20 protein-coding genes and 1 other RNA gene are annotated in these 19,914 nt (G+C 69.9%); 12 read left to right on the top strand and 9 right to left on the bottom strand.

The window, feature by feature from the left end; all coding sequences use genetic code 11:
- The 7 genes from VGX25_RS34670 to VGX25_RS34640 form a co-directional block, all read left to right on the top strand.
- The coding region (locus tag VGX25_RS34670) for a PCRF domain-containing protein (protein ID WP_326922211.1) at positions 1-788 on the top strand (788 nt) is incomplete at its 5' end.
- Between the two features lie 85 nt (positions 789-873).
- Complete coding sequence (gene ftsE, locus VGX25_RS34665; protein WP_326922210.1) at positions 874-1,563, top strand: cell division ATP-binding protein FtsE; 690 nt, start codon at positions 874-876, stop codon at positions 1,561-1,563.
- Between the two features lie 38 nt (positions 1,564-1,601).
- A complete protein-coding gene (gene ftsX / locus VGX25_RS34660; protein WP_326922209.1) occupies positions 1,602-2,504 on the top strand; it encodes a permease-like cell division protein FtsX in 903 nt (300 codons plus the stop codon).
- A gap of 10 nt (positions 2,505-2,514) precedes the next feature.
- Complete coding sequence (gene smpB / locus VGX25_RS34655) at positions 2,515-2,991, top strand: SsrA-binding protein SmpB (protein WP_326922208.1); 477 nt, start codon at positions 2,515-2,517, stop codon at positions 2,989-2,991.
- Between the two features lie 29 nt (positions 2,992-3,020).
- Positions 3,021-3,890 carry an amidohydrolase family protein gene (locus VGX25_RS34650; RefSeq protein ID WP_326922207.1) on the top strand — a complete coding sequence of 290 codons (870 nt, stop codon included), beginning with the start codon at positions 3,021-3,023 and terminating at the stop codon, positions 3,888-3,890.
- Between the two features lie 88 nt (positions 3,891-3,978).
- A complete protein-coding gene (lon, locus tag VGX25_RS34645; protein WP_326922206.1) occupies positions 3,979-6,360 on the top strand; it encodes an endopeptidase La in 2,382 nt (793 codons plus the stop codon).
- Positions 6,361-6,499: 139 nt separating this feature from the next.
- A complete protein-coding gene (locus VGX25_RS34640; RefSeq protein WP_326922205.1) occupies positions 6,500-6,802 on the top strand; it encodes a hypothetical protein in 303 nt (100 codons plus the stop codon).
- A 127-nt stretch (positions 6,803-6,929) separates the two neighbouring features.
- On the opposite strand, the gene VGX25_RS34635 is transcribed toward VGX25_RS34640, so the two are convergent.
- The 3 genes from VGX25_RS34635 to VGX25_RS34625 form a co-directional block, all read right to left on the bottom strand.
- Entirely contained in the window at positions 6,930-7,574 is a 645-nt protein-coding gene (locus VGX25_RS34635) for a response regulator transcription factor (RefSeq protein WP_326922204.1), read from the bottom strand.
- Entirely contained in the window at positions 7,562-8,638 is a 1,077-nt protein-coding gene (locus VGX25_RS34630) for a sensor histidine kinase (RefSeq protein ID WP_326922214.1), read from the bottom strand. The genes VGX25_RS34635 and VGX25_RS34630 overlap by 13 nt, the downstream gene beginning before the upstream one ends.
- A gap of 142 nt (positions 8,639-8,780) precedes the next feature.
- Positions 8,781-9,491 carry a sensor domain-containing protein gene (locus tag VGX25_RS34625; protein ID WP_326922203.1) on the bottom strand — a complete coding sequence of 237 codons (711 nt, stop codon included), beginning with the start codon at positions 9,489-9,491 and terminating at the stop codon, positions 8,781-8,783.
- Between the two features lie 166 nt (positions 9,492-9,657).
- Here VGX25_RS34625 and ssrA point away from each other — a divergent pair.
- The 5 genes from ssrA to VGX25_RS34600 all read left to right on the top strand — a co-directional run bounded on the left by ssrA (position 9,658) and on the right by VGX25_RS34600 (position 14,258).
- Positions 9,658-10,030, top strand: a transfer-messenger RNA (tmRNA) gene (gene ssrA, locus VGX25_RS34620).
- Between the two features lie 260 nt (positions 10,031-10,290).
- Positions 10,291-11,589 carry an extracellular solute-binding protein gene (locus VGX25_RS34615; protein ID WP_326922202.1) on the top strand — a complete coding sequence of 433 codons (1,299 nt, stop codon included), beginning with the start codon at positions 10,291-10,293 and terminating at the stop codon, positions 11,587-11,589.
- Positions 11,571-12,539, top strand: a complete 969-nt coding sequence (locus VGX25_RS34610; protein WP_326922201.1) for a sugar ABC transporter permease — start codon at positions 11,571-11,573, stop codon at positions 12,537-12,539. Before VGX25_RS34615 ends, VGX25_RS34610 begins: the two co-directional genes overlap by 19 nt.
- Positions 12,540-12,668: 129 nt before the next feature.
- A complete protein-coding gene (locus VGX25_RS34605) occupies positions 12,669-13,493 on the top strand; it encodes a carbohydrate ABC transporter permease (RefSeq protein ID WP_326922200.1) in 825 nt (274 codons plus the stop codon).
- Between the two features lie 69 nt (positions 13,494-13,562).
- Positions 13,563-14,258, top strand: a complete 696-nt coding sequence (locus tag VGX25_RS34600) for a FadR/GntR family transcriptional regulator (RefSeq protein ID WP_326922199.1) — start codon at positions 13,563-13,565, stop codon at positions 14,256-14,258.
- On the opposite strand, the gene VGX25_RS34595 is transcribed toward VGX25_RS34600, so the two are convergent.
- Genes VGX25_RS34595 through VGX25_RS34570 form a run of 6 tightly spaced genes read right to left on the bottom strand, consistent with a single transcriptional unit; the run spans position 14,253 to position 19,905 of the window.
- Positions 14,253-15,059 carry an amidohydrolase family protein gene (locus tag VGX25_RS34595; protein ID WP_326922213.1) on the bottom strand — a complete coding sequence of 269 codons (807 nt, stop codon included), beginning with the start codon at positions 15,057-15,059 and terminating at the stop codon, positions 14,253-14,255. The two genes, VGX25_RS34600 and VGX25_RS34595, sit on opposite strands and share 6 nt — an antisense overlap.
- On the bottom strand, positions 15,059-16,015 hold the full coding sequence (locus tag VGX25_RS34590) for an aldo/keto reductase (protein WP_326922198.1): 957 nt from the start codon (positions 16,013-16,015) through the stop codon (positions 15,059-15,061). The genes VGX25_RS34595 and VGX25_RS34590 overlap by 1 nt, the downstream gene beginning before the upstream one ends.
- A complete protein-coding gene (locus tag VGX25_RS34585) occupies positions 16,012-16,323 on the bottom strand; it encodes an L-rhamnose mutarotase (RefSeq protein WP_326922197.1) in 312 nt (103 codons plus the stop codon). The genes VGX25_RS34590 and VGX25_RS34585 overlap by 4 nt, the downstream gene beginning before the upstream one ends.
- Positions 16,323-17,369: an ABC transporter permease gene (locus VGX25_RS34580; RefSeq protein WP_326922196.1), complete on the bottom strand. Its 1,047-nt coding sequence runs from the start codon at positions 17,367-17,369 to the stop codon at positions 16,323-16,325. Before VGX25_RS34580 ends, VGX25_RS34585 begins: the two co-directional genes overlap by 1 nt.
- Positions 17,366-18,865, bottom strand: a complete 1,500-nt coding sequence (locus tag VGX25_RS34575) for a sugar ABC transporter ATP-binding protein (RefSeq protein WP_326922195.1) — start codon at positions 18,863-18,865, stop codon at positions 17,366-17,368. Before VGX25_RS34575 ends, VGX25_RS34580 begins: the two co-directional genes overlap by 4 nt.
- Positions 18,862-19,905: a sugar ABC transporter substrate-binding protein gene (locus tag VGX25_RS34570; RefSeq protein WP_326922194.1), complete on the bottom strand. Its 1,044-nt coding sequence runs from the start codon at positions 19,903-19,905 to the stop codon at positions 18,862-18,864. The genes VGX25_RS34575 and VGX25_RS34570 overlap by 4 nt, the downstream gene beginning before the upstream one ends.
- Positions 19,906-19,914 lie beyond the last annotated feature (9 nt).

Genomic DNA, 19,914 nt, shown 5'->3' with positions numbered 1-19,914 from the left:
GGCTTCGGATGCTCCTGGCCCCGCGCGACCCCGCGGACGACAAGGACGCGATCCTCGAGGTCAAGTCGGGGGAGGGCGGCGAGGAGTCCGCGCTGTTCGCCGGCGACCTGCTGCGCATGTACCTGCGCTACGCCGAGCGGCGCGGCTGGTCGGCCGAGGTCATCGACGCCGTCGATGCCGAGCTCGGCGGCTACAAGGACGTCTCCGTGGCGATCAAGTCCCGCACGGACGAGGGCATCTGGTCGCGGCTGAAGTTCGAGGGCGGGGTGCACCGCGTGCAGCGGGTGCCGGTGACCGAGTCGCAGGGCCGCATCCACACCTCGGCGGCCGGCGTGCTGGTCTACCCGGACGTGTCCGACGCCGACGTCGACGTCGAGATCGACGAGAAGGACCTGCGCATCGACGTGTACCGCTCGTCCGGGAAGGGTGGCCAGAGCGTGAACACCACCGATTCCGCGGTGCGGATCACGCACCTGCCCACCGGGATCGTGGTGTCCTGCCAGAACGAGAAGTCGCAGATCCAGAACCGGGCCGCGGCCATGCGGGTGCTGCAGGCCAAGCTGCTGGAGCGCAAGCGCCAGGAGGAGCGGGCCGAGATGGACGCGCTCAAGGGCGACGGCGGATCGAGCTGGGGCAACCAGATGCGCTCCTACGTGCTGCACCCGTACCAGATGGTCAAGGACCTGCGCACCGAGTACGAGGTGGGCAACCCGACCGCGGTGCTGGACGGCGACATCGACGGCTTCCTCGAGGCCGGCATCCGCTGGCGGCGCACCCAGGGGCAGTAGCCGGCCGGACACTCGGCGTGCGACACAACCAGTCCAGGCGGTAGGCAACAAGTCGATAACACGGGCGGAGGTAGACTCGCGCCTCGTGATCCGGCTCGAGCACGTATCCAAGGTGTACAAGACCTCCACGCGACCGGCGCTGGAGGGCGTGTCCGTGGACGTGGACAAGGGTGAGTTCGTCTTCCTGATCGGTCCGTCCGGTTCGGGCAAGTCCACCTTCCTGCGGCTGCTGCTGCGGGAGGAGGTGCCCACCCGGGGTCGGGTCTACGTGGCGAACTTCGACGTGGCAAGAATGGCGAGACGCCGGGTGCCCCGGCTGCGCCAGTCGATCGGCTGTGTGTTCCAGGACTTCCGGCTGCTCAACAACAAGACCGTGGCGGAGAACGTCGCGTTCGCGCTGGAGGTCATCGGCAAGCCGCGGCACACCATCAGCAAGGTCGTTCCCGAGGTGCTCGAGCTCGTCGGGCTGGAAGGCAAGGCGGCCCGGATGCCGCACGAGCTGTCCGGCGGCGAGCAGCAGCGCGTGGCCATCGCGCGGGCCTTCGTGAACCGGCCGCTGATGCTGCTCGCCGACGAGCCGACCGGAAACCTCGACCCGGACACCAGCCAGGACATCATGCTGCTGCTGGAGCGGATCAACCGAACCGGTACCACCGTGCTGATGGCCACCCACGACCACTCGATCGTCGACTCGATGCGGCGCCGGGTGGTCGAGCTGGACCTCGGCCGGGTGGTCCGCGACGACGCCCGCGGTGTCTACGGCGTCGGCCGCTGACCACCCACCCCCGACACCCCTAGGAACAAAGTCTCCCGATGAGAGCCAGTTTCGTCCTCAGCGAGGTCCTCACCGGTCTTCGGCGCAACGTCACGATGACCATCGCGATGATCCTGACGACCGCGGTCTCGCTCGCCACCCTCGGCGGCGGCCTGCTGTTCGTCCGGATGATCGACAAGACCCAGACGCTCTACCAGGACAAGCTCGAGGTCTCCGTCTACCTCATCGACGACGTGAGCGCCAACGACAAGGCGTGCAACGCCGATCCCTGCCTCGGCCTGCGCTCCGACCTGGAGCGTGACCCCGCGGTCGAGTCGGTCCAGTTCGAGAACCGCGACGAGGCCTTCGAGCGGTTCAAGCGGATCTTCGAAGCCCAGCCGGAGCTGGTCAAGCTGGCCCGGCCCGAGGCGCTGCCGGCGTCGTTCCACGTCAAGCTGAAGAACCCGGACCGGCCCGAGGTGATCGAGCAGACCTACAACGGCCGTCCCGGCGTTTCCTCCATAGTGGACCAGAGCGAGTTCCTCGAGCGGTTCTTCGCGCTGCTCAACGGCGTGCGGAACCTGGCGTTCTTCGTCGCCCTCGTGATGGCGATCGCCGCGCTGCTGCTGATCTCCAACATGGTGCAGGTGTCGGCGTTCAACCGCCGCAAAGAAGTCGAGATCATGCGGCTGGTCGGCGCGACCCGCTGGTACACCCAGCTGCCCTTCCTGCTCGAGGCCGTGGTCACCGGGCTGATCGGCGCGGTGCTGGCGATCGGCTTCCTGGTCATGTTCAAGGCCTGGTTCCTGGACAGCGTGATCGGCGGATTGATCAATACCGGGGTGGTCGGGTCGATCGACACCCTGGACATCCTGCTGGTGTCGCCGTGGCTGGTGCTCACCGCGATGGGAATCTCCGCGGTCACCGGATACATCACGCTGCGCCTGTACGTGCGGACCTAACCTTAAGCTCATGGTTAAGGAGACCGGCCGGAAGGTGATCGCGTCGAACCGCAAGGCGCGGCACGACTACACGATCCTGGACACCTACGAGTGCGGGATCGTGCTGGCCGGGACCGAGGTGAAGAGCCTGCGGGAGGGCCGGGCCTCGCTGGTCGACGCGTTCGCCACGGTGGACGACGGCGAGGTGTGGCTGCGGAACCTGCACATCCCGGAGTACGGGCTGGGCACCTGGACCAACCACGCGCCTCGGCGGACCCGCAAGCTGCTGCTGCACAAGAAGGAGATCCTGCGCCTGGTCGGCAAGACCAAGGAGAGCGGTCTTGCCCTCGTGCCGCTGTCGATGTACTTCAAGGACGGCAAGGTCAAGGTTGAGCTGGCGCTGGCCAGGGGCAAGAAGGCCTACGACAAGCGGCAGGCGCTGGCCAAACGGGACGCTCAGCGCGAGATGGCCCGGACGGCCGGTCGGGCGGCGAAGGGCCGCTGGTGAACCCGGCGGGGCCGCGGTCCGATGCGGACGTGGCGTCCTGGGTGGCCGGGCTCGGCCTGCCCGGACTGGTCGACCTGCACGTGCATTTCCTGCCGGATTCCGTCCAGCGCAAGGTGTGGGAGTTCTTCGACCGGGCCAGCCGGGAGTACGGCCGGGAGTGGCCGATCCACTACCGACTCCCCGAGTCCGAGCGGGTCGCGGTGCTGCGCGGGCTCGGCGTGGTCGCGTTCGCTCCGCTGGTCTACCCGCACAAGCCCGGGATGGCCGAGTGGCTCAACGGCTGGGTGTCGGACTTCGCCGCGCGCACGCCCGAGGCCGTGCCGACCGCGACCATGTACCCGGAACCGGGTGTCGAGTCCTATCTGGACAGCGCGTTGCGCACGGGCATTCGCTGCGTGAAGGTGCACGTGCAGGTGGGCGCGTTCGATCCGCGCTCGGCGCTGCTGGACAAGGCCTGGGGGATGCTGGCCGACGCCGGCGTGCCGGTGGTCGTCCACTGCGGACACGGGCCGATCCCGGGGGAGTTCACCGGCCTCGACGTGTTCGCCGAGGTGCTCGCGCGGCACCCGCGGCTGGTGGCCGTGCTGGCCCACGCCGGCATGCCCGAGGTGGCCGCCGCGCTGGACCTCGTAGACCGGTACCCGGGGGTGTACCTGGACACCACGATGGTCGGCGTGGATTTCGCCGGCGCCCGGGCCGGGTTGCCGAAGGACTGGGTTTCCCGACTGGTCGGGCATGGCGATCGGGTGGTGCTGGGCACCGACTTCCCGAGCATCCCGTACCCGTACGCCGAGCAGCTCGCCGCGATCGCCGGCTGGGCCGCGGCCGACGACCGCCTCGGCGAACCGTTCCTGCGCGCCGTGCTGCACGAGACCCCGGCCCGGTTGCTCGGCCTCTGACCCGTGTGCTCGCTCACGGCGAACATGATGCGGAAACATCTCCGGTCCGGTTCGGGTTGAGTTAGGCAGACTCAACCTTGGAGGGATCATGGCAGAGGAGCTGGCGCTACCGGTTCTGCCGCTGGACGACACCGTTCTGCTGCCGAACATGGTCGTGCCCGTCAGGCTTGCCGGGCCGGAGACCGCCGGGGAGGCGCGGGCCGCGGTCGAGGCGGCTCAGGCCGCCGCCGAGGCGAGCGAGAAGCCGCGGGTGGTGCTGGTGCCGCGGCTGGACGGCAAGTACGCCCGGGTCGGCACGCTCGGTGTGGTCGAGCAGATCGGCCGGCTGCCGGGCGGCGACCTGGCCGCCGTGGTGCGCGGCACGGCCCGGGTGCGGATCGGGGCCGGAACCACCGGACCCGGGGCCGCGCTGTGGGTTCAGGCCGAGGTGACCGAGGAGCCGGCGATCACCGACCGCGCCCGGGAGCTGGCCCGCGAGTACAAGGGCCTGGTCACCACGATCCTGCAGCAGCGCGGGCTGTGGCAGGTCGTGGACACGGTGGCGCAGGAGGACGATCCGTCCGCGCTGGCCGACATGGCCGGGTACGCCTCCTACCTGACCGCGGAGCAGAAGGTCTGGCTGCTGGAGACCCCGGATGTGGTGACCCGGCTGGAGAAGCTGCTCGAATGGGGCCGCGAGCACCTGGCCGAGCTGGACGTCGCGGAGTCGATCCGCAAGGACGTCAAGGAGGGCATGGAGCGCCAGCAGCGGGAGTTCCTGCTGCGCCAGCAGCTCGCCGCGATCCGCAAGGAGCTTGCCGAGCTGGACGGCAAGCCGGCCTCGGAGGAGGCGGACTACCGCGAGCGGGTCGAGGCCGCGGATCTGCCGGAGAAGGTCCGCGAGGCCGCGCTGTCCGAAGTGGACAAACTGGAGCGGACCTCGGACCAGTCGCCCGAGGTGGGGTGGATCCGCACCTGGCTGGACACGGTGCTGGAGATGCCGTGGAACGTTCGCACCGAGGACGCCTACGACGTCCGCGGCGCGCGGGAGATCCTCGACGCCGACCACTCCGGCCTCGCGGATGTGAAGGACCGGATCATCGAGTACTTGGCCGTGCGCAAGCGGCGCGAGGAGCGCGGCCTCGGCGTGGTCGGCGGGCGGCGCAGCGGAGCGGTGCTGGCGCTGGCCGGGCCGCCCGGGGTGGGCAAGACCTCGCTCGGCGAGTCGGTGGCGCGGGCCATGGGCCGCAAGTTCGTCCGGGTGGCGCTCGGCGGCGTGCGGGACGAGGCGGAGATCCGCGGGCACCGGCGCACCTACGTCGGCGCGATGCCCGGCCGGATCGTGCGGGCCATTCGCGAGGCCGGCTCGATGAACCCGGTGGTGCTGCTCGACGAGATCGACAAGGTCGGCGCCGACTACCGCGGCGACCCGACGGCCGCGCTGCTTGAAGTCCTCGACCCGGCGCAGAACCACACCTTCCGCGACCACTACCTCGAGGTCGAGCTGGATCTGTCCGATGTGGTCTTCCTGGCCACCGCCAACGTGGTCGACGCGATCCCGGCCCCGCTGCTCGACCGGATGGAGCTGGTCACGCTGGACGGGTACACCGAGGACGAGAAGGTCACCATCGCGCGCGACCACCTGCTGCCGAGGCAGCTCGAGCGCGCGGGGCTGACCGCCGACGAGGTGTCCGTGCACGACGACGCGCTGCGGCTGATCGCCGGCGAGTACACCCGGGAGGCTGGCGTGCGCCAGCTCGAGCGGTCGATCGCCCGGATCCTGCGCAAGGTCACGGCCCGGCTTGCGGTCGGCGAGGTGGAGTTGCCCGTGTCGGTCGGCGCGGCCGATCTGCGGGCGTACCTTGGCCAGCCCAAGCACACACCGGAATCCGCCGAGCGGACCGCGGTGCCGGGCGTGGCGACCGGGCTCGCGGTCACCGGTGCCGGCGGCGACGTGCTGTTCGTCGAGGCATCCTTGGCGGACAAGGAGACCGGCTCGACCGGGGTCACGCTGACCGGCCAGCTCGGCGACGTCATGAAGGAGTCGGCCCAGATCGCGCTGTCCTACCTGCGCTCGCAGGGCGGCCCGCTGTCGCTTCCGGTCGGGGAGCTCGCCGAGCGCGGCGTGCACGTGCACGTGCCGGCGGGCGCGGTGCCCAAGGACGGGCCGAGCGCCGGCGTCACCATGACCACCGCGCTAGCCTCGCTGCTGTCCGGCCGGCCGGTGCGCGCCGATGTGGCGATGACCGGCGAGGTGTCGCTGACCGGGCGGGTGCTGCCGATCGGCGGGGTGAAGCAGAAGCTGCTCGCCGCGCACCGGGCCGGGATCACCACGGTGCTGCTGCCCAAGCGCAACGAGCCGGACCTCGACGACGTGCCGGAGTCGGTGCTGGCCGAACTGAACGTGCACCTGGTCGGCGACGTCCGCGAGGTGCTGGAGCTGGCGCTCCAGCCGGCTACCGCCGCGGATGCCGCGGCCCAGGCCGCCTGACCCACCAACGAAGGCCACCTTCAGACCCGACCCGCCCGGGCGGGCTGGGCTGAAGGTGGCCTTCGCCTCGGCGAGCCGAATGAGGGTGGCCTTTTGCCCCGCGGGTGGGTGATGGTGGTCTTCCTCGACACTGCAGCTGATGAGGGGGACCTTCGCCCGGCTGGACTCGGTGAGGGTGGCTTTCGCCTCGGCGAGCCGAATGAGGGTGGCTTTCGCTGTGGGCTTCGGAGTGAAGGTGGCCTTGGGTTCGGCGGGTGAAGTGAGGGTGGCTTTCGCCCCGCCCGGCCGAGTCAAGGTGGCCTTCGCTGCGTCGTCCGGAGTGGAGGTGGCCTTCGCCTCGGCGCGCAGCATTAAGGCGGCTTTCGCTGGGGCGGACCGGGTGAGGGTGGCTTTCGCGATGCCGTCCGGGGTGAAGGTGGCTTTCGTGCAGCGCGTGGGGTGAGGGTGGCCTTTCGCCACCGCGCGTGGTGTGAAGGTGGCCATCCCGGCCTGCCGGTGTGTGGGTGGCTTTCATTCGTTGGGTTGGATTGGGCGAAGGCCACTTTCGTATGGGAGGGGGAGAGGGGGGTTCAGCCTCGTTCGAGGAAGGTGAGGACCGCGCGGACGCGGCGGTGTTCTTCGGGGCTGGGTTCGAGGCCGAGTTTGCTGAAGATGTTGCCGACGTGCTTCTCCACCGCTCCGTCGGAGACGGTCAGCGACTTGGCGATGGCTACATTGGACAGTCCCTGGGCCATCAGGCTGAGCACCTCCCGCTCGCGCGGGGTGAGCACGTCGATGGGGTTTCGTCGGCCGCGGGCCATGAGCTGCGCGATCACCTCCTGATCGATGCACGTGCCGCCGCCGGCGACCCGGTGCACCGCGTCCACGAACTCGGCGACGTCGGCCACCCGTTCCTTGAGCAGATAGCCGACTCCGCCCGCGCCTCCGGCCAGCAGCTCGACGGCGTACCGCTCCTCCACGTATTGGGATAGCACCAGCACGGGCAGTCCCGGCTGCTGCTCCCGCGCGGTCAGCGCCGCCCGGAGTCCCTCATCGGTGAACGTCGGTGGCATCCGGACGTCCACGATGGCCAGATCGGGCCGGTGCTCGCTCACCGCGACGAGCAGGCCCTCCCCGTCCTCGACGGCCGCGACGACGTCGATGTTCTCGTCGGCCAGCAACCGCTGAATCCCGGCGCGCAGCAGGACGGAATCCTCGGCGATCACCACGTGCACGGCAGGTCCGCTCTGATCACGGTTGGTCCCCCGATCGGGCTCACCACGGTCATGACGCCGTCAATCGTGGCAGCCCGATCGGCCAGACCGGCGAGCCCACCCCCGGGCCGGAACGCCGCCCCGCCGTCACCGTTGTCGGTGACCTCGACGATCACCATGTCCCCGGACGGCCGGTCCTCCCGCCACACCTTCACCGTGACCTGGGTGGCGTTGGCGTATTTGGCGACGTTGGTCAGCGACTCGCCGACGACGAAGTACGCGGTGCTCTCCACGGCGGCCGGCGGCCGGGGATCGACCGTGACCGTGACTTCCACCGGCACCGGGCTCTTCGCGGCCAGCGAGGACAGCGCCGCGTCCAGCCCGCGGTCGCCAAGGACGGCCGGGTAGATGCCCCTGGCCAGGTCGCGCAGCTCGGACACGGCCAGCTTGGCGTCCGCCAGGGCCTCGCCGACCAGGACCTTCGCCCCTTCCGGGTCCGCGTCGAACTTCTTCTGCGCCCGGCCGAGGCCCATGGCCACCGCGACCAGCCGCTGCTGCGCGCCGTCGTGCAGGTCGCGCTCGATGCGCCGCCGCTCGGCCTCGGCCGCGTCCACTCCGCGCGCCCGGGACGCCTGCAGCCGCTGCGCCCGCTCGGTGAGCCGGGTCGTGGTGTTCGGCCCGAGCATCGTCGCGGCCAGCGCCGCGTGCAGCGAGGCGATGGACGGCAGCACCCAGATCGCGATCGGCAGCAGCACGATGCCGGCCAGGGCCATGGCGAACTCGATGATGCTCAGCGGGAACGCAAGGAGCAGATAGCCGAGGTTGCGCCAGGTCTGGGCGTGGGTGAGCTGCGCCCGCCAGCGCTGGAACATCGTGCCGCTGTGCTCGATGCGCGGCGTTGGAATGTCGACCCCGAGGGTCACCCTGATCCACCTTCGGTCCAGCGCGGCGAACCCGTACACCAACTGGGTGGTGAGCATCAGCAGCGGGATGCCCACCCAGATGATCACGGTGCCCAGTCCGACCCAGAGGAACACCATCACCGACACGAACGCGACCAGGCTCAGCGGGTAGGCGCCGAGCATGAACGCGATCGTGCCCAGCGCGCGGCCGACCGGGGTCCGGCGCTGCACGGTGATCGAGGCGGGCACGTCACCAGCATCCACCTCGGGTGGGACCGGCACCACGGCCAGGTGCGGGGGGTCGGGCAGCGGGCTCGCCATCGCGTCACACGCCCGGGTAGACATGGGTGCGAAAATCCCAGTTCACGCTCGGCGTGGCCGGCGCGCCGGCCATGGCGTCCAGCTTGCGCCCGCTCGGGCCCAGCATGGCGCGGGCGTACCGGGCGTGCAGCGAGCCGAGGCCCTTGGTCAATGCCACCGTGACGGCCAGCAGCAGGGCGCCCAGCGCCGCCCACGGCAGCGCCTCGAACGCCGAGTCGACCCGGATGAACGGGTGGCCCCAGGCCACCGGATACCAGTCGTCGGGCAGGAACCCGAAGTACAGCGGCATCAACAGCAACCACAGCGAGACCGACCAGAACGACACCATCAGCGTGAACTCGGCGATCCCGATCGGCAGCAACAGGACCAGGTACAGCATGTCCTTCCAGGTCGCCGCGTCCTTCACCCGGGTCTTCCACTGCGCCGACATCCCCTCCGGCAACGGCCGGTACGGCGTGGCGACGAAGGTGCCGAGCAGCGCGTGCACCCGGCGGCGCTCCAGCCGCGCGCCGCCCCGCCACAGCAGCAGGGCGACGGCCAGCACCGGCACGCCGACCCAGATGATCGCGGTGGACAGGCCGACGCTCAGCAGCGTCACCACGAGCACGAAGCCCGCGATGCCCGCCGGCAGGTTCAGCAACAGATAGACGAGCGCGCCAAGCACGGGCGGGTTCGGCCTGGTGCCGTCGCTCTCGGTGACATTCGCCGGGGCCATCGTGATCTCCTCCTGCTGGGATCGGCACGACCAGCATCCCGCGAGCGGTCTCCGCCAACCATGGGGTGCGCCGCCGTCCTGGGGGTGGGGCTAGCCCTACCCCCGTCGATACCGGGATGATCCGCGCCTACCCGCGCGTTATCCTTGATGAACGACCCATCGACAAGGGGGTGAACGGTTTCGACTCTGGACGTTGAGCCAGGGGAAGCGTGCAGGTGCAGGCGGCAGACCACCTCAAGCGTCGCCGCAAACCAATAAGCGCCAAGACGAATAGTCAGCGCGACTTCGCCCTCGCCGCCTGAGCGAGAGCGAGTCTGTCGGCCCGGGATCGCCTCCGACCCGGTCTGCCGGCATCATCCAGGAGGCTCACCGCCGCGGGTTGGCCGCGGATCCGCGGCGGGACACCTACAGCGGCTGGGCCCGTCACACCGGCTAGTTCACGTGACCGGCGGGGCCGAGCAGAGGCACAGTGAACTGCGCACGGAGAAGCCCTGACGAAGCGGCAGAGGACCCGGGTTCGATTCCCGGCACCTCCACTCTGGCGACGTGTGTCCGCGGAAAGCGCGGACCACGTCGCTTCGGATTATGTTGGGGGGCCGAGCCCCCAAACCCCCCACGGTGCTGGCTCCTGCTGACCCAGCGGGGTTGCGTTGGCAGGGGACCAGCGATGGTTAGACATCCAATCTATGGGGGTGTGGGGCGGTTGGGGTTGGGGTTGTGGCCTTGACGGGGGCAAATACATCCGATGTAATGCACGCACTGTGTGGCCGGTGTGGACCTCAACGAAGAGATGGTTGCCATGAGGAAGCTGTTGGCGGTGGGGGCGGCGGTCGTTGCGGTGGGTCTGGTGGGGGCGTGTTCGGTCGAGGAGGCGCCTTCGCCGGGGCAGGGGGGTGGGCAGGGGCAGCAGGAGATTTCGTTTCTGACGTTTGAGACGCCGAACCTGACGCCGGAGGTGTGGGATGCGGCGATCAAGCGGGTGACGGACAAGCATCCGGAGATCAAGGTCAACAAGTTGGTGGCGCCGACGCAGGATCGGACGGCTTACGCCAAGCAGTTGCTTGCGTCCAACCAGTTGCCGGACGTGTTGGTGGCGGTGTCGCCGGCGGGGTTCGCGGAGTCGGGGGCGCTGTACGAGTGGAAGCAGGAGGAGCTGGGGGAGTTCCTGTATCCGCGCAACGGCGCCATCGGGGGGAAGGTGTACCAGTTGCCGGCGAACACGCAGACGATCCCGGTTGTGTACTACAACAAGAAGTTGTTCCAGCAGGCCGGGGTGACGGCGCCGCCGAAGACGTACGCCGAGTTGCTGGACGTGGCGGCGAAGTTGAAGGCGGCGGGGATCACGCCGTTCGTGATCGGTGGGGGGAAGACGACGCACGACGCGCTGGGGCCGACGTTCGCCGGGATCCTGGCGACCGAGGTGTACGCGAAGAATCCCAAGTGGATGGCGGACCGGCGGCAGGGGAAGGTGAAGTTCACGGACCCGGAGTTCACCAGGGCGGCGCAGAAGCTGGCGGACCTGTCGGCGAAGGGGTACATCGACAAGGGGATGCTGTCGCAGGACTACGCGGCGACGCAGAACGCGTTCCTGACCGGCAAGGGCGCCATGTACGCGATGGGGAACTGGTTCGCGGCGGCGGCCGATGATCCGAAGACCAAGCCGGACTTCGAGATCGGGCAGTTCTTCTGGCCGTCGGATGACGGCAAGCAGGTGGTGTCGGCGTTCACGGGTGGTGGGCTGCTGGTGAACGCGAAGGCGAAGAACCTTGAGGCGGCGAAGAAGTTCGCGCTTGCGTACCAGTTGGACAAGACCAATTTGGACACGTCGTGCAAGGCAGACGGGCTGATCCCGGCGATCAAGAACTACTCGCCGCCGAGCGATGTCGGGCCGGTGTACAGGGAGGGCTTCGACATGTTGCGGCAGGCCGAGGCCGCCAATGCGGTCGTGCCCGCGTTCGGGTTCGAGGCCGGGGATGACGGGATGCTGGTCGGCGTGCCGGAGAAGTGGGACGCCGGGATGGCCGACCTGGTGACCGGGCAGAAGTCGCCGACGGACGTGGCCGCGTTCCTGGACACCGAATGGGAGAAGGCGTCCTGACGGCTCAGATCACCCGGCGCCCGCAGACCGGGGCGCCGGGATCTGGTCCGCCGCGGCCGCGCCGGCGCCGGGCTTCGGCGTGGCCGCGGCTGTGGGCGTTCCTCACATTCGGCGCGCCGGGGCTGCTCGTGTACATCTGCTTCGTGCTGGCGCCGATCCTGGTCAGCGTCGGCTACAGCCTGACCAACTACAACCCGTTCCGCCCGCCGACGCGGTACGTGGGGCTGCGCAACTACCGGCTGCTGTTCGAGGACCCGGAGTTCCTCAACGCGCTGCGGGTCACCACGATCCTCACGGTGATCGTGGTGGTGGTGCCCAACGTGCTCGGGCTGGCCATCGCGTTGCTGCTGGACCGGCGGGGGTGGCTGTACAACGCGCTGCGCAGCGTGTTCTTCGTGCCGGTGGTGCTGAGCTCGGTCGTGGTGAGCATCATCTGGACCCGGATGATGGCCGACGACGGGGTGATCAACCAGGCGCTGCGCGGGCTGGGGGTGGACCGGCCGCCGGGCTGGCTGTCCGATCCGGACCTGGCCGTGTACTCGCTCGGGGTGATCCTCTCCTGGCAGACGCTCGGGTTCTGCGTGGTGGTGTACCTGGCCGGGCTGCAGGGAGTGCCCCGGGAGCTGATCGAGGCCGCCGCGATCGACGGAGCCGGCCCGTGGCAGCGGTTCCGAAAGGTCACCTGGCCGCTGCTGGCGCCCGCGCTCACGATCAACACCGTGGTCCAGCTCATCTCGGCGTTCAAGGTGTTCGACCACATTCAGGTGATCACCAACGGCGGACCGGGCGAGGGCACCACCGCCTCGATCGCGTTCACCGTGCTCCAGGTCGGCTTCACCGCCAACCGCCAGGGCTACGCCTCCGCCATGGCCATCGTCATGCTCGTGATCATCGCCGCCGCCTCGGCCGTCACGCTCAAGCTGCTGCAGCGCCGGGAGGTCGACCTATGATCGACTCGCACCCCACCAACAGCAGCCCCCACCCCGATCTGGGGTGGGGGGCGGGTTCGTGGGCCAGTCTACCCGCACGAACCGCAGTTGATCTTGAGGTTGGCGGAGCTGTCCACAGGTGGGGTGGCTGTGGATAGGCCGGGGCTGCTGCGGCCGGTGGCGGCGCTGATCGTCGGTGCGGTGTTCTTCGTGCCGCTCTACGTGGTGCTGGCCAACGTGTTCAAGGTCGGGCCGAGGATCAGCACCGATCCGATGGGGTTGCCGCTTCCGCCCACGGTGGACAACCTGGTTCGGGTGATGAGCCGGCCGGACCGGCTGTTCTGGGTGAGCCTGACCAACAGCGTGGTGATCACGACGGCGTCGGTGCTGGTGCTGACGGTGCTCTCGGCGATGCTGGGGCACTACCTGGCGCGCAGCCGGAGCCGGTGGGCGCGGGCGGCCACGGTGCTGCTGCTGTGCGGGCTGATGATCCCGCCGCAGGTCATCCTGCTGCCGATCACCGAGGTGCTGGACACGCTGGGCATGATGACCACGATCCAGGGGCTGATCCTGTTCAACGTCGGGTACTACATCCCGTTCGGTGTGTTCGTGTTCTCCGGGTTCATGCGGCAGATCCCCCGCGAGCTGGAGGAGGCGGCCGCGATCGACGGGGCGAGCCGGTTCCAGACGTTCTGGCGGATCGTGTTTCCGCTGCTCCGGCCGGCCAGTGCCAGCGTGATGATCTTCCTCGGCGTGTGGATCTGGAACGACTTCCTCAACCCGCTGATCATCCTGGGTCCCGGCAAGGGCACCACGATCACCACCGGGATCTACCGGGCGATCGGCCAGTACCAGGCGGACTTCGGCACCGTTTTCGCCCTCATGTTCCTGGCCACCATGCCGGTGTTGATCTTCTATCTGGCGCTTCAGCGCAACTTCGTCAAGGGCCTGACCGGCGGGGCGACCAAGGGATGACGTCGCGAACGTTCGAGACGTCATGGACGATGTACCGGGCGGACCGACTTTCTGGAGAGGGAACCTGCCGTGCCAGTCACCGACGAGGCCATCGAGAAGATCAAGGCCATGATCGTTACCGGCGAGCTCGGACCGGGCGACCGGCTGCCCAAGGAGAACGACCTCGCCGAGCGCCTCGGCCTGTCCCGCAACTCGCTGCGGGAGGCCGTGAAGGCCCTGTCCCTGATCCGCGTGCTGGACGTCCGGCAGGGTGACGGCACCTACGTCACCAGCCTCGAGCCCAACCTGCTGCTCGACGCGATGAGCTTCGTGGTCGACTTCCACCGCGACGACACCGTGCTGGAGTTCCTCGAGGTCCGCCGAATCCTGGAGCCCGCGGCCACCGCGATGGCCGCCGCAGCGATGAGCGACGAGCAGATCGTCGAGCTGCGCCAGGTGCTCGGCGCGCTCGACGACGCGCCCACCATCGAGGCGCTGGTGGCCAACGACCTGGAGTTCCACCGCCGCATCGCGCTCGGCTCGGGGAACACCGTGCTGTGCTCGCTGCTCGACGGCCTGTCCGGACCCACCACCCGGGCCCGGATCTGGCGCGGCCTCACCCAGGAGGGCGCCGTCGACAAGACGCGCGAGCAGCACACCGCCATCTGCGACGCCATCGAGGCCCGCCAGCCGGAGGTGGCCCGTTCCTGGGCCACCGTCCACATCGCCGGCGTCGAGCAGTGGCTGCGCCGCACCCTCGTCGAAGCCGAGCCCAACGGCTCATAGCCGGTACGTGCGGCGCGCCGTGCCGGCCAGGACGGCCGCCCGCTCGCTCGCCGACGCCCCGTCGAGCAGATCGTGGGTCAGCTTCAGCACCTCGGCGTAGCTGCCGGCGAGCTCGCAGACGGGCCAGTCGGAGCCGAACATGACGCGGTCGGCGCCGAAGGCGGACAGGACGTGCTCGGCGTAGGGACGAATGTCGTCGGCGGTCCATGCGTCCCAGGTCGCCTCGGTCACCAGGCCGGAGAGCTTGCAGACGACGTTCGGCAGGGCGGCGAGGTCGGTGATCCAGGAGGCCCATGGCTCCCCCTCGCCGGTGGCGATGCCCGGCTTGCCGGCGTGGTCGAGGACGAACCGCACGTCGGGGAGCCGCCGGACCACCTCGAGGGCGGCCGGGCGCTGCGGGGCGCGCACCAGCAGGTCGTAGACCAGGTCGGCCGCGCCCACCGCGCGCAGGCCGCGGAGAACGTCGTCGTGCAGCAGCCACTCCGGATCGGGCTCGTCCTCCACCTGATGGCGGACGCCCACCAGCAGCGGATCCGCGGGGATGTCCGGTGCGGTGAGGTCGACCCAGCCGACCACGCCGGCGATCAGGCCGCCGCTGCCGGACGCGGCGGCGAGGAACTCCTCGGTCTCGGCCGTCGAGGACACGGTCTGCACCAGCACGGTCGCCGACACCTCGGGACCGATCACCGAGCGCAGATCGTCCACTGTGTACGGACGGCGGATGGGCGCGAGGGCGGTGCCCGACATCCAGGGGTAGTCCCGGATCCGCGGGTCCCAGAGGTGGTGGTGGGCGTCGACGATCATGACGGGACCGGGGCGTCTTGCCGGAGCAGCCCGGCGTCGACCAGGTCGGACCACAGGGCGGGCGGGACGGGGGCGGCGAAGAGCTTGGCGTTGCGGGTGATCTGCTCGGCGGTCCGCGCGCCGACGACCACCGAGGCCACGGCGGGATGCGCGGCGACGAACGCCATGGCCGCCTGCGGCAGCGACACCCCGTGCCTGGCGCAGACCTCGCCGATTCGCAGCGCCCTGGCGTGCAGGTCGGCCGGCGCCTGCGCGTAGTTGTACGTCGCGCTCGGCGGCGGCCGGTCGACGGCCAGCAGGCCGCTGTTGAACACGCCGGCCGCGAGCACCGACACTCCACGTTGGACACACAGCGGCAGCATGCTGTCCAGCGCGGTCTGCTCGAGCAGGGTGTAGCGGCCGGCGAGCATGACCGTGTCGATGTCGGTCTCGCGCACGAAGCGCTCCAGCATCTGCCACTGGTTCATGCCCGCGCCGATCCGGCTCACCACGCCCTGGGAGCGCAGCTCGTGCAGGGCGGGGTAGGCCTGGCCGGCCGCCTGCTCCCAGTGGTCGTCCGGGTCGTGCATCAGCACGATGTCCACCCGGTCGAGGCCCAGCCTGTCCAAACTGGACTCGAGGCTGCGGCGCACGCCGTCGGCGCTGAAGTCCCAGACGCGCCGGTACTCGGCGGGCACGTCGAAGCCCCCGTCGTCGCGTTGGCCGGCCCGCTCCGGGCTCGGCTCCAGCAGCCGGCCCACCTTGGTGGAGATCAGGTACTCCGAGCGCGGCCGGTCGGCGAGGGCCCGGCCGAGCCGGCGTTCGGACAGCCCGAGGCCGTAGTGCGGCGCCGTGTCGTAGTACCGGATTCCCAGCGACCAGGCGGTGTCCACGGCCGCGAGGGCGGTGTCCTCGTCGACCCAGCGGTGCAGGCCGCCGATCACCGCGGCGCCGAACCCGAGGGAAACGGTCATGGCAGCTCCCATACCTTTGCGATGCCCATGTCGTTGCCGGAGTAGTCGTCCTGGACCTCGAGCAGCTCCGCCATCTTCGCCTGCCACGGCACGTTGGCCGGGTGGTCGGCCAGCCGGCGGCGCATCGCCCGGTAGTCCTCCACCTCGACGAGGTGGAACAGATCCCGGCCGTCGCGCCAGATCTCCCAGCTGTGCACCCCGGCCTCGCGCAGCGCGGCGTCCAGCTCGGCCGGGATCACCGCGTGCTCGCGTTCGTAGTCGGCCTCGCGGCCGGGCTTGAGCCGAGTGTGCAAGGCAATCCGTTGCATCAGTCCTGAGCCTTCCCGGTAGTGAGCCGCGCCAGCACCAGCGCGACCAGGATCACCAGGCCGTACACCATCTGGATCTGCTCGGCCGGCACCTGGGCGAGGACGAGCACGGCCTCGATCAGCCGCAGCAGCAACACCCCGGACAGCGCGCCGAACAGCGAGCCCTTCCCACCGTCCAGGCTGATCCCGCCGATCACCGCGGCCGCGAACACCTGGAAGATCATGTTCTGGCCCTGGCTCGCCGACACCGAGCCGAGTTGTGCCGACAGCATCAACCCGGCGATCGCGGCCAGCACGCCGGCCACGACGAAGGTCAGCCAGATCACCCGGTCGACGCGGATGCCGGCGGCCCTTGCCGCGGCCGGGTTGCCGCCGACCGCGTACAGCGAGCGGCCGACCCTGGTGTAGCCGAGCACACCGATCCCGACCGCGAAGGCGGCCGCGACGATCCAGATGGCGATCGGCAGGGTGAGGAATCGCTGGCTGCCGAGGTGGTCCAGCAGCGGAACCTGCTTGGCCAGGTTGGACATCGTGGCCCCGCCGACGATGGTCAGCTGCAGGCCGCGCAGCGTGATCAGCATGGCCAGCGTCACGATGAACGCCGAGAGCTTGAACCGGACGATGAGCAACCCGTTGAAGATCCCGGCCAACGCCCCGAAGACCAGCGCGACCGGCAGCACCGTCCACGTCGGCCACGGCGCCCCCAGCGCGGTGGTCTTGCCGATCACCAGGAAGACGGCGATGGCCGGGGCGATGCCGACAATCGACTCCAGCGACAGGTCGAACTTGCCGACGATGAGCACCAGCGCCTCGGCGAGCACCACCAGCGCGAGCGGCGCCAGGTTCTTCAGCACCGAGTCGACGAAGTAGGACTTGGTGAGAAACACGTCCGGGTTGGTCACGTAGCCGTAGATCACCAGGGCGATGATCGGCGGGATCAGGGCGAGATCCCGCAGGCGCGCGAGCCGCAGCCGCCGCGACGGCCGGAGGAACCCGGAGCCGGGCAGGGCCGGCGCCTCGGGCTGGGACGTCGTCGCGTCAGTCATCCGGAGATTCCTTCGATCTCGGCCACCAAGTCGGCCTCGTCCCAGCCGCGGGGATGCTCGGCGATCACCCGGCCCGCCGACATGACCAGCACCCGGTCGCACATGCTCAGGTCGGCCAGCTCGTCGGAGATCAGCAGCGCGCCGCGGCGCTGCCTCGTCTCGCTATCGACCGCGCCCAGCAGCGACTCCTTGGAGCGCACGTCGACGCCCGCGGTCGGCTGCACCAGCACAAGGACCCGCGGGTCGCTGGCCAGCGCCCTTGCCATCACCACCTTCTGCGAGTTGCCGCCGGACAGCTCGGCGACCGGCTGATCCGGCCCGGCGGTGTGCACATCGAGGTCGGCGATCAGCTTGCGCGCCTTTGCATCCCGCCGGCGCGGTAGCACGGTTCCCGCCGGCCCCAACCGGTCGGCGATGGTCATGGTCGCGTTCTCGGCGACCGACAGGCCGGGCACGAACCCGTCCACGTGGCGATCTCCCGGCAGGTACCCGATCCCGCCGCGCAGCGCGGCAGGCACGTTCGACGCGGGTAGCCGCCGACCGTCCACCCGCACCTCGCCGGTGCGCGGCCGCAACCCGACCACCGCCTCGGCGAGCTGGCGCTTGCCGCTGGCCGCCGAGCCGGCCACGCCGACGATCTCGCCGCGCCGCACGGTCAGGTCCACCCCGCCGACGAACCCGGGAACGGCCACACCGGACAGTTCGAGCACCGGCTCGGCGTGCGCGGGCACGGGCGGGCGGTCCGCGCCGACCCGGACCAGGCCGCGCGCCTCGCCGATCATCGCCTCGACGAGCTGGTCGTGGCTCAGCTCGTCGACCGGTGCGGTGAGCACGTGCCGGGCGTCGCGGAGCACCGTGACCCGCTGGCAGATCTCGTAGATCTCCGGTAGGTGGTGCGAGATGAACACGAACGTCACGCCCTGCGCGCGCAGGTCGCGCAGCCGGTCGAACAGCCGCGAGATCGCCCGGTGCTCGAGCTGCGCGGTCGGCTCGTCGAGGATGACGAACCGGGCGCCGAGGGACAGCGCGCCGGCGATCTCCACCAGCTGGCGCTGCTCGACGGTCAGCTCCCGGGCCGGCACGTCGGGATCGACCGGCACGGCCCAGGATTCGAGCAGCTCCGCGGCCCGCCGGCGCAGCCGCGACTTGGACAGCAGCCCGAACCGGCCGCGCGGCTGGCGGTTGAGGAACAGGTTCTCCGCCACCGAGAGATCGCCCACCACCGACGGCTTCTGGTAGACGCAGGCCACCCTGGCCCGCCAGGCCGCGAGGTCGCCGAGCGGGGGAGCGGGCTGGCCGGCGAAGCGGACCTCGCCGGCGTCCGGCCGCAGCAACCCGGTCAGCACACCGACCAAAGTGGACTTTCCGGCCCCGTTCCTGCCCACAAGGGCATGGGTCTCACCGGGCAGCACGGACAGCTGGCCGTCGGCGAGCGCTACCGTTGGCCCGAACCGCTTGGCGATGCCGATCGCCTCGACTACCGGGGTCGTCGTCACGGCTTCTTGTTGCCCCACAGCGACTGGTCGTCCACATTGTCCTTGGTGACCAGGGGCGCCGGGAGCTGGTCCTCGAACCCGTTGGGGAGCTTGACAATCATGCTGCCGTGGTCGGACGGACCCTCCTTCGGCGTGACGCCGGCGAGCGCCTGCTTGGCCCAGTACAGGCCGTACTGCGCGTACAGGTCGGCCGGCTGGGACACGGTGGCGTCGATCTCGCCCTTGCGGATCGCATCGAACTCCTGCGGGATGCCGTCGTTGGACACCACGAAGATGTGCCGCGGGTCGGACGGCGGCACGATCAGGTTGCGGGCCTTGAGCACCTGCAGCGTCGGGTCCAGGAACACCCCGCCGGCCTGCATGTAGATCCCCTTGATGTCCGGGTCGGTGGACAGCCGGGTCTCCAGCGCGGCCTGTGCCTTGGCCCCTTCCCAGTCGGTCGGCTCCTCGAACACGGTGATGCCGGGGAACTTGCTCGTCATGCACTCCTTGAACGCCTCGGAGCGGTCCCGGCCGTTGATCGACGACAGCGCGCCCTGAAACTCGATCACCTTGCCCTTGCCGCCGAGCTTCTGGCCGAGGAACTCGCACGCCTTCTGGCCGTACGCCCGGTTGTCCGCCCGCACCACCATGTAGACCGCGCCGGTGTCCGGGCGAGTGTCCACACTCACCACCTTGATGTTCTTGCCGGCCAGCTCGTCGAGCTTCGGGCCGATCGCGCCGGTGTCCTGCGGTGCGATCACCAACGCCTTGGCGCCCTGGGCAACCAGGCTGTCCACGTTGCCGATCAGCTTCTGGATGTCGTTCTGCGAGTTGGTCGGCGAACCGGCCAGCCGCACGTCGAGCTCGTCGGCCTTGCTTGGCACATAGCCGTTGTAGGCGTTCCAGAAGTCCGAGTCGGCGCGCGGGAAGTCGACGCCGATGGGGCCGGAGCCGCCGCCGGCCGGGGCGCCACCGGAGCTCGGCTCGTCCTTGCTGCAGGCGCTCAGCAGCAGCGTCGCGGCGGCCAGGACGGCCAGGGTGGTGCGGGAGATCGTCATTGGTCCCTC

Origin of the sequence: Actinophytocola sp., from assembly GCF_035942955.1 — a bacterium.
Classification (GTDB): Bacteria; Actinomycetota; Actinomycetes; order Mycobacteriales; family Pseudonocardiaceae; genus DASYTH01.
This window is presented reverse-complemented; position numbering and strand designations above follow the sequence as displayed.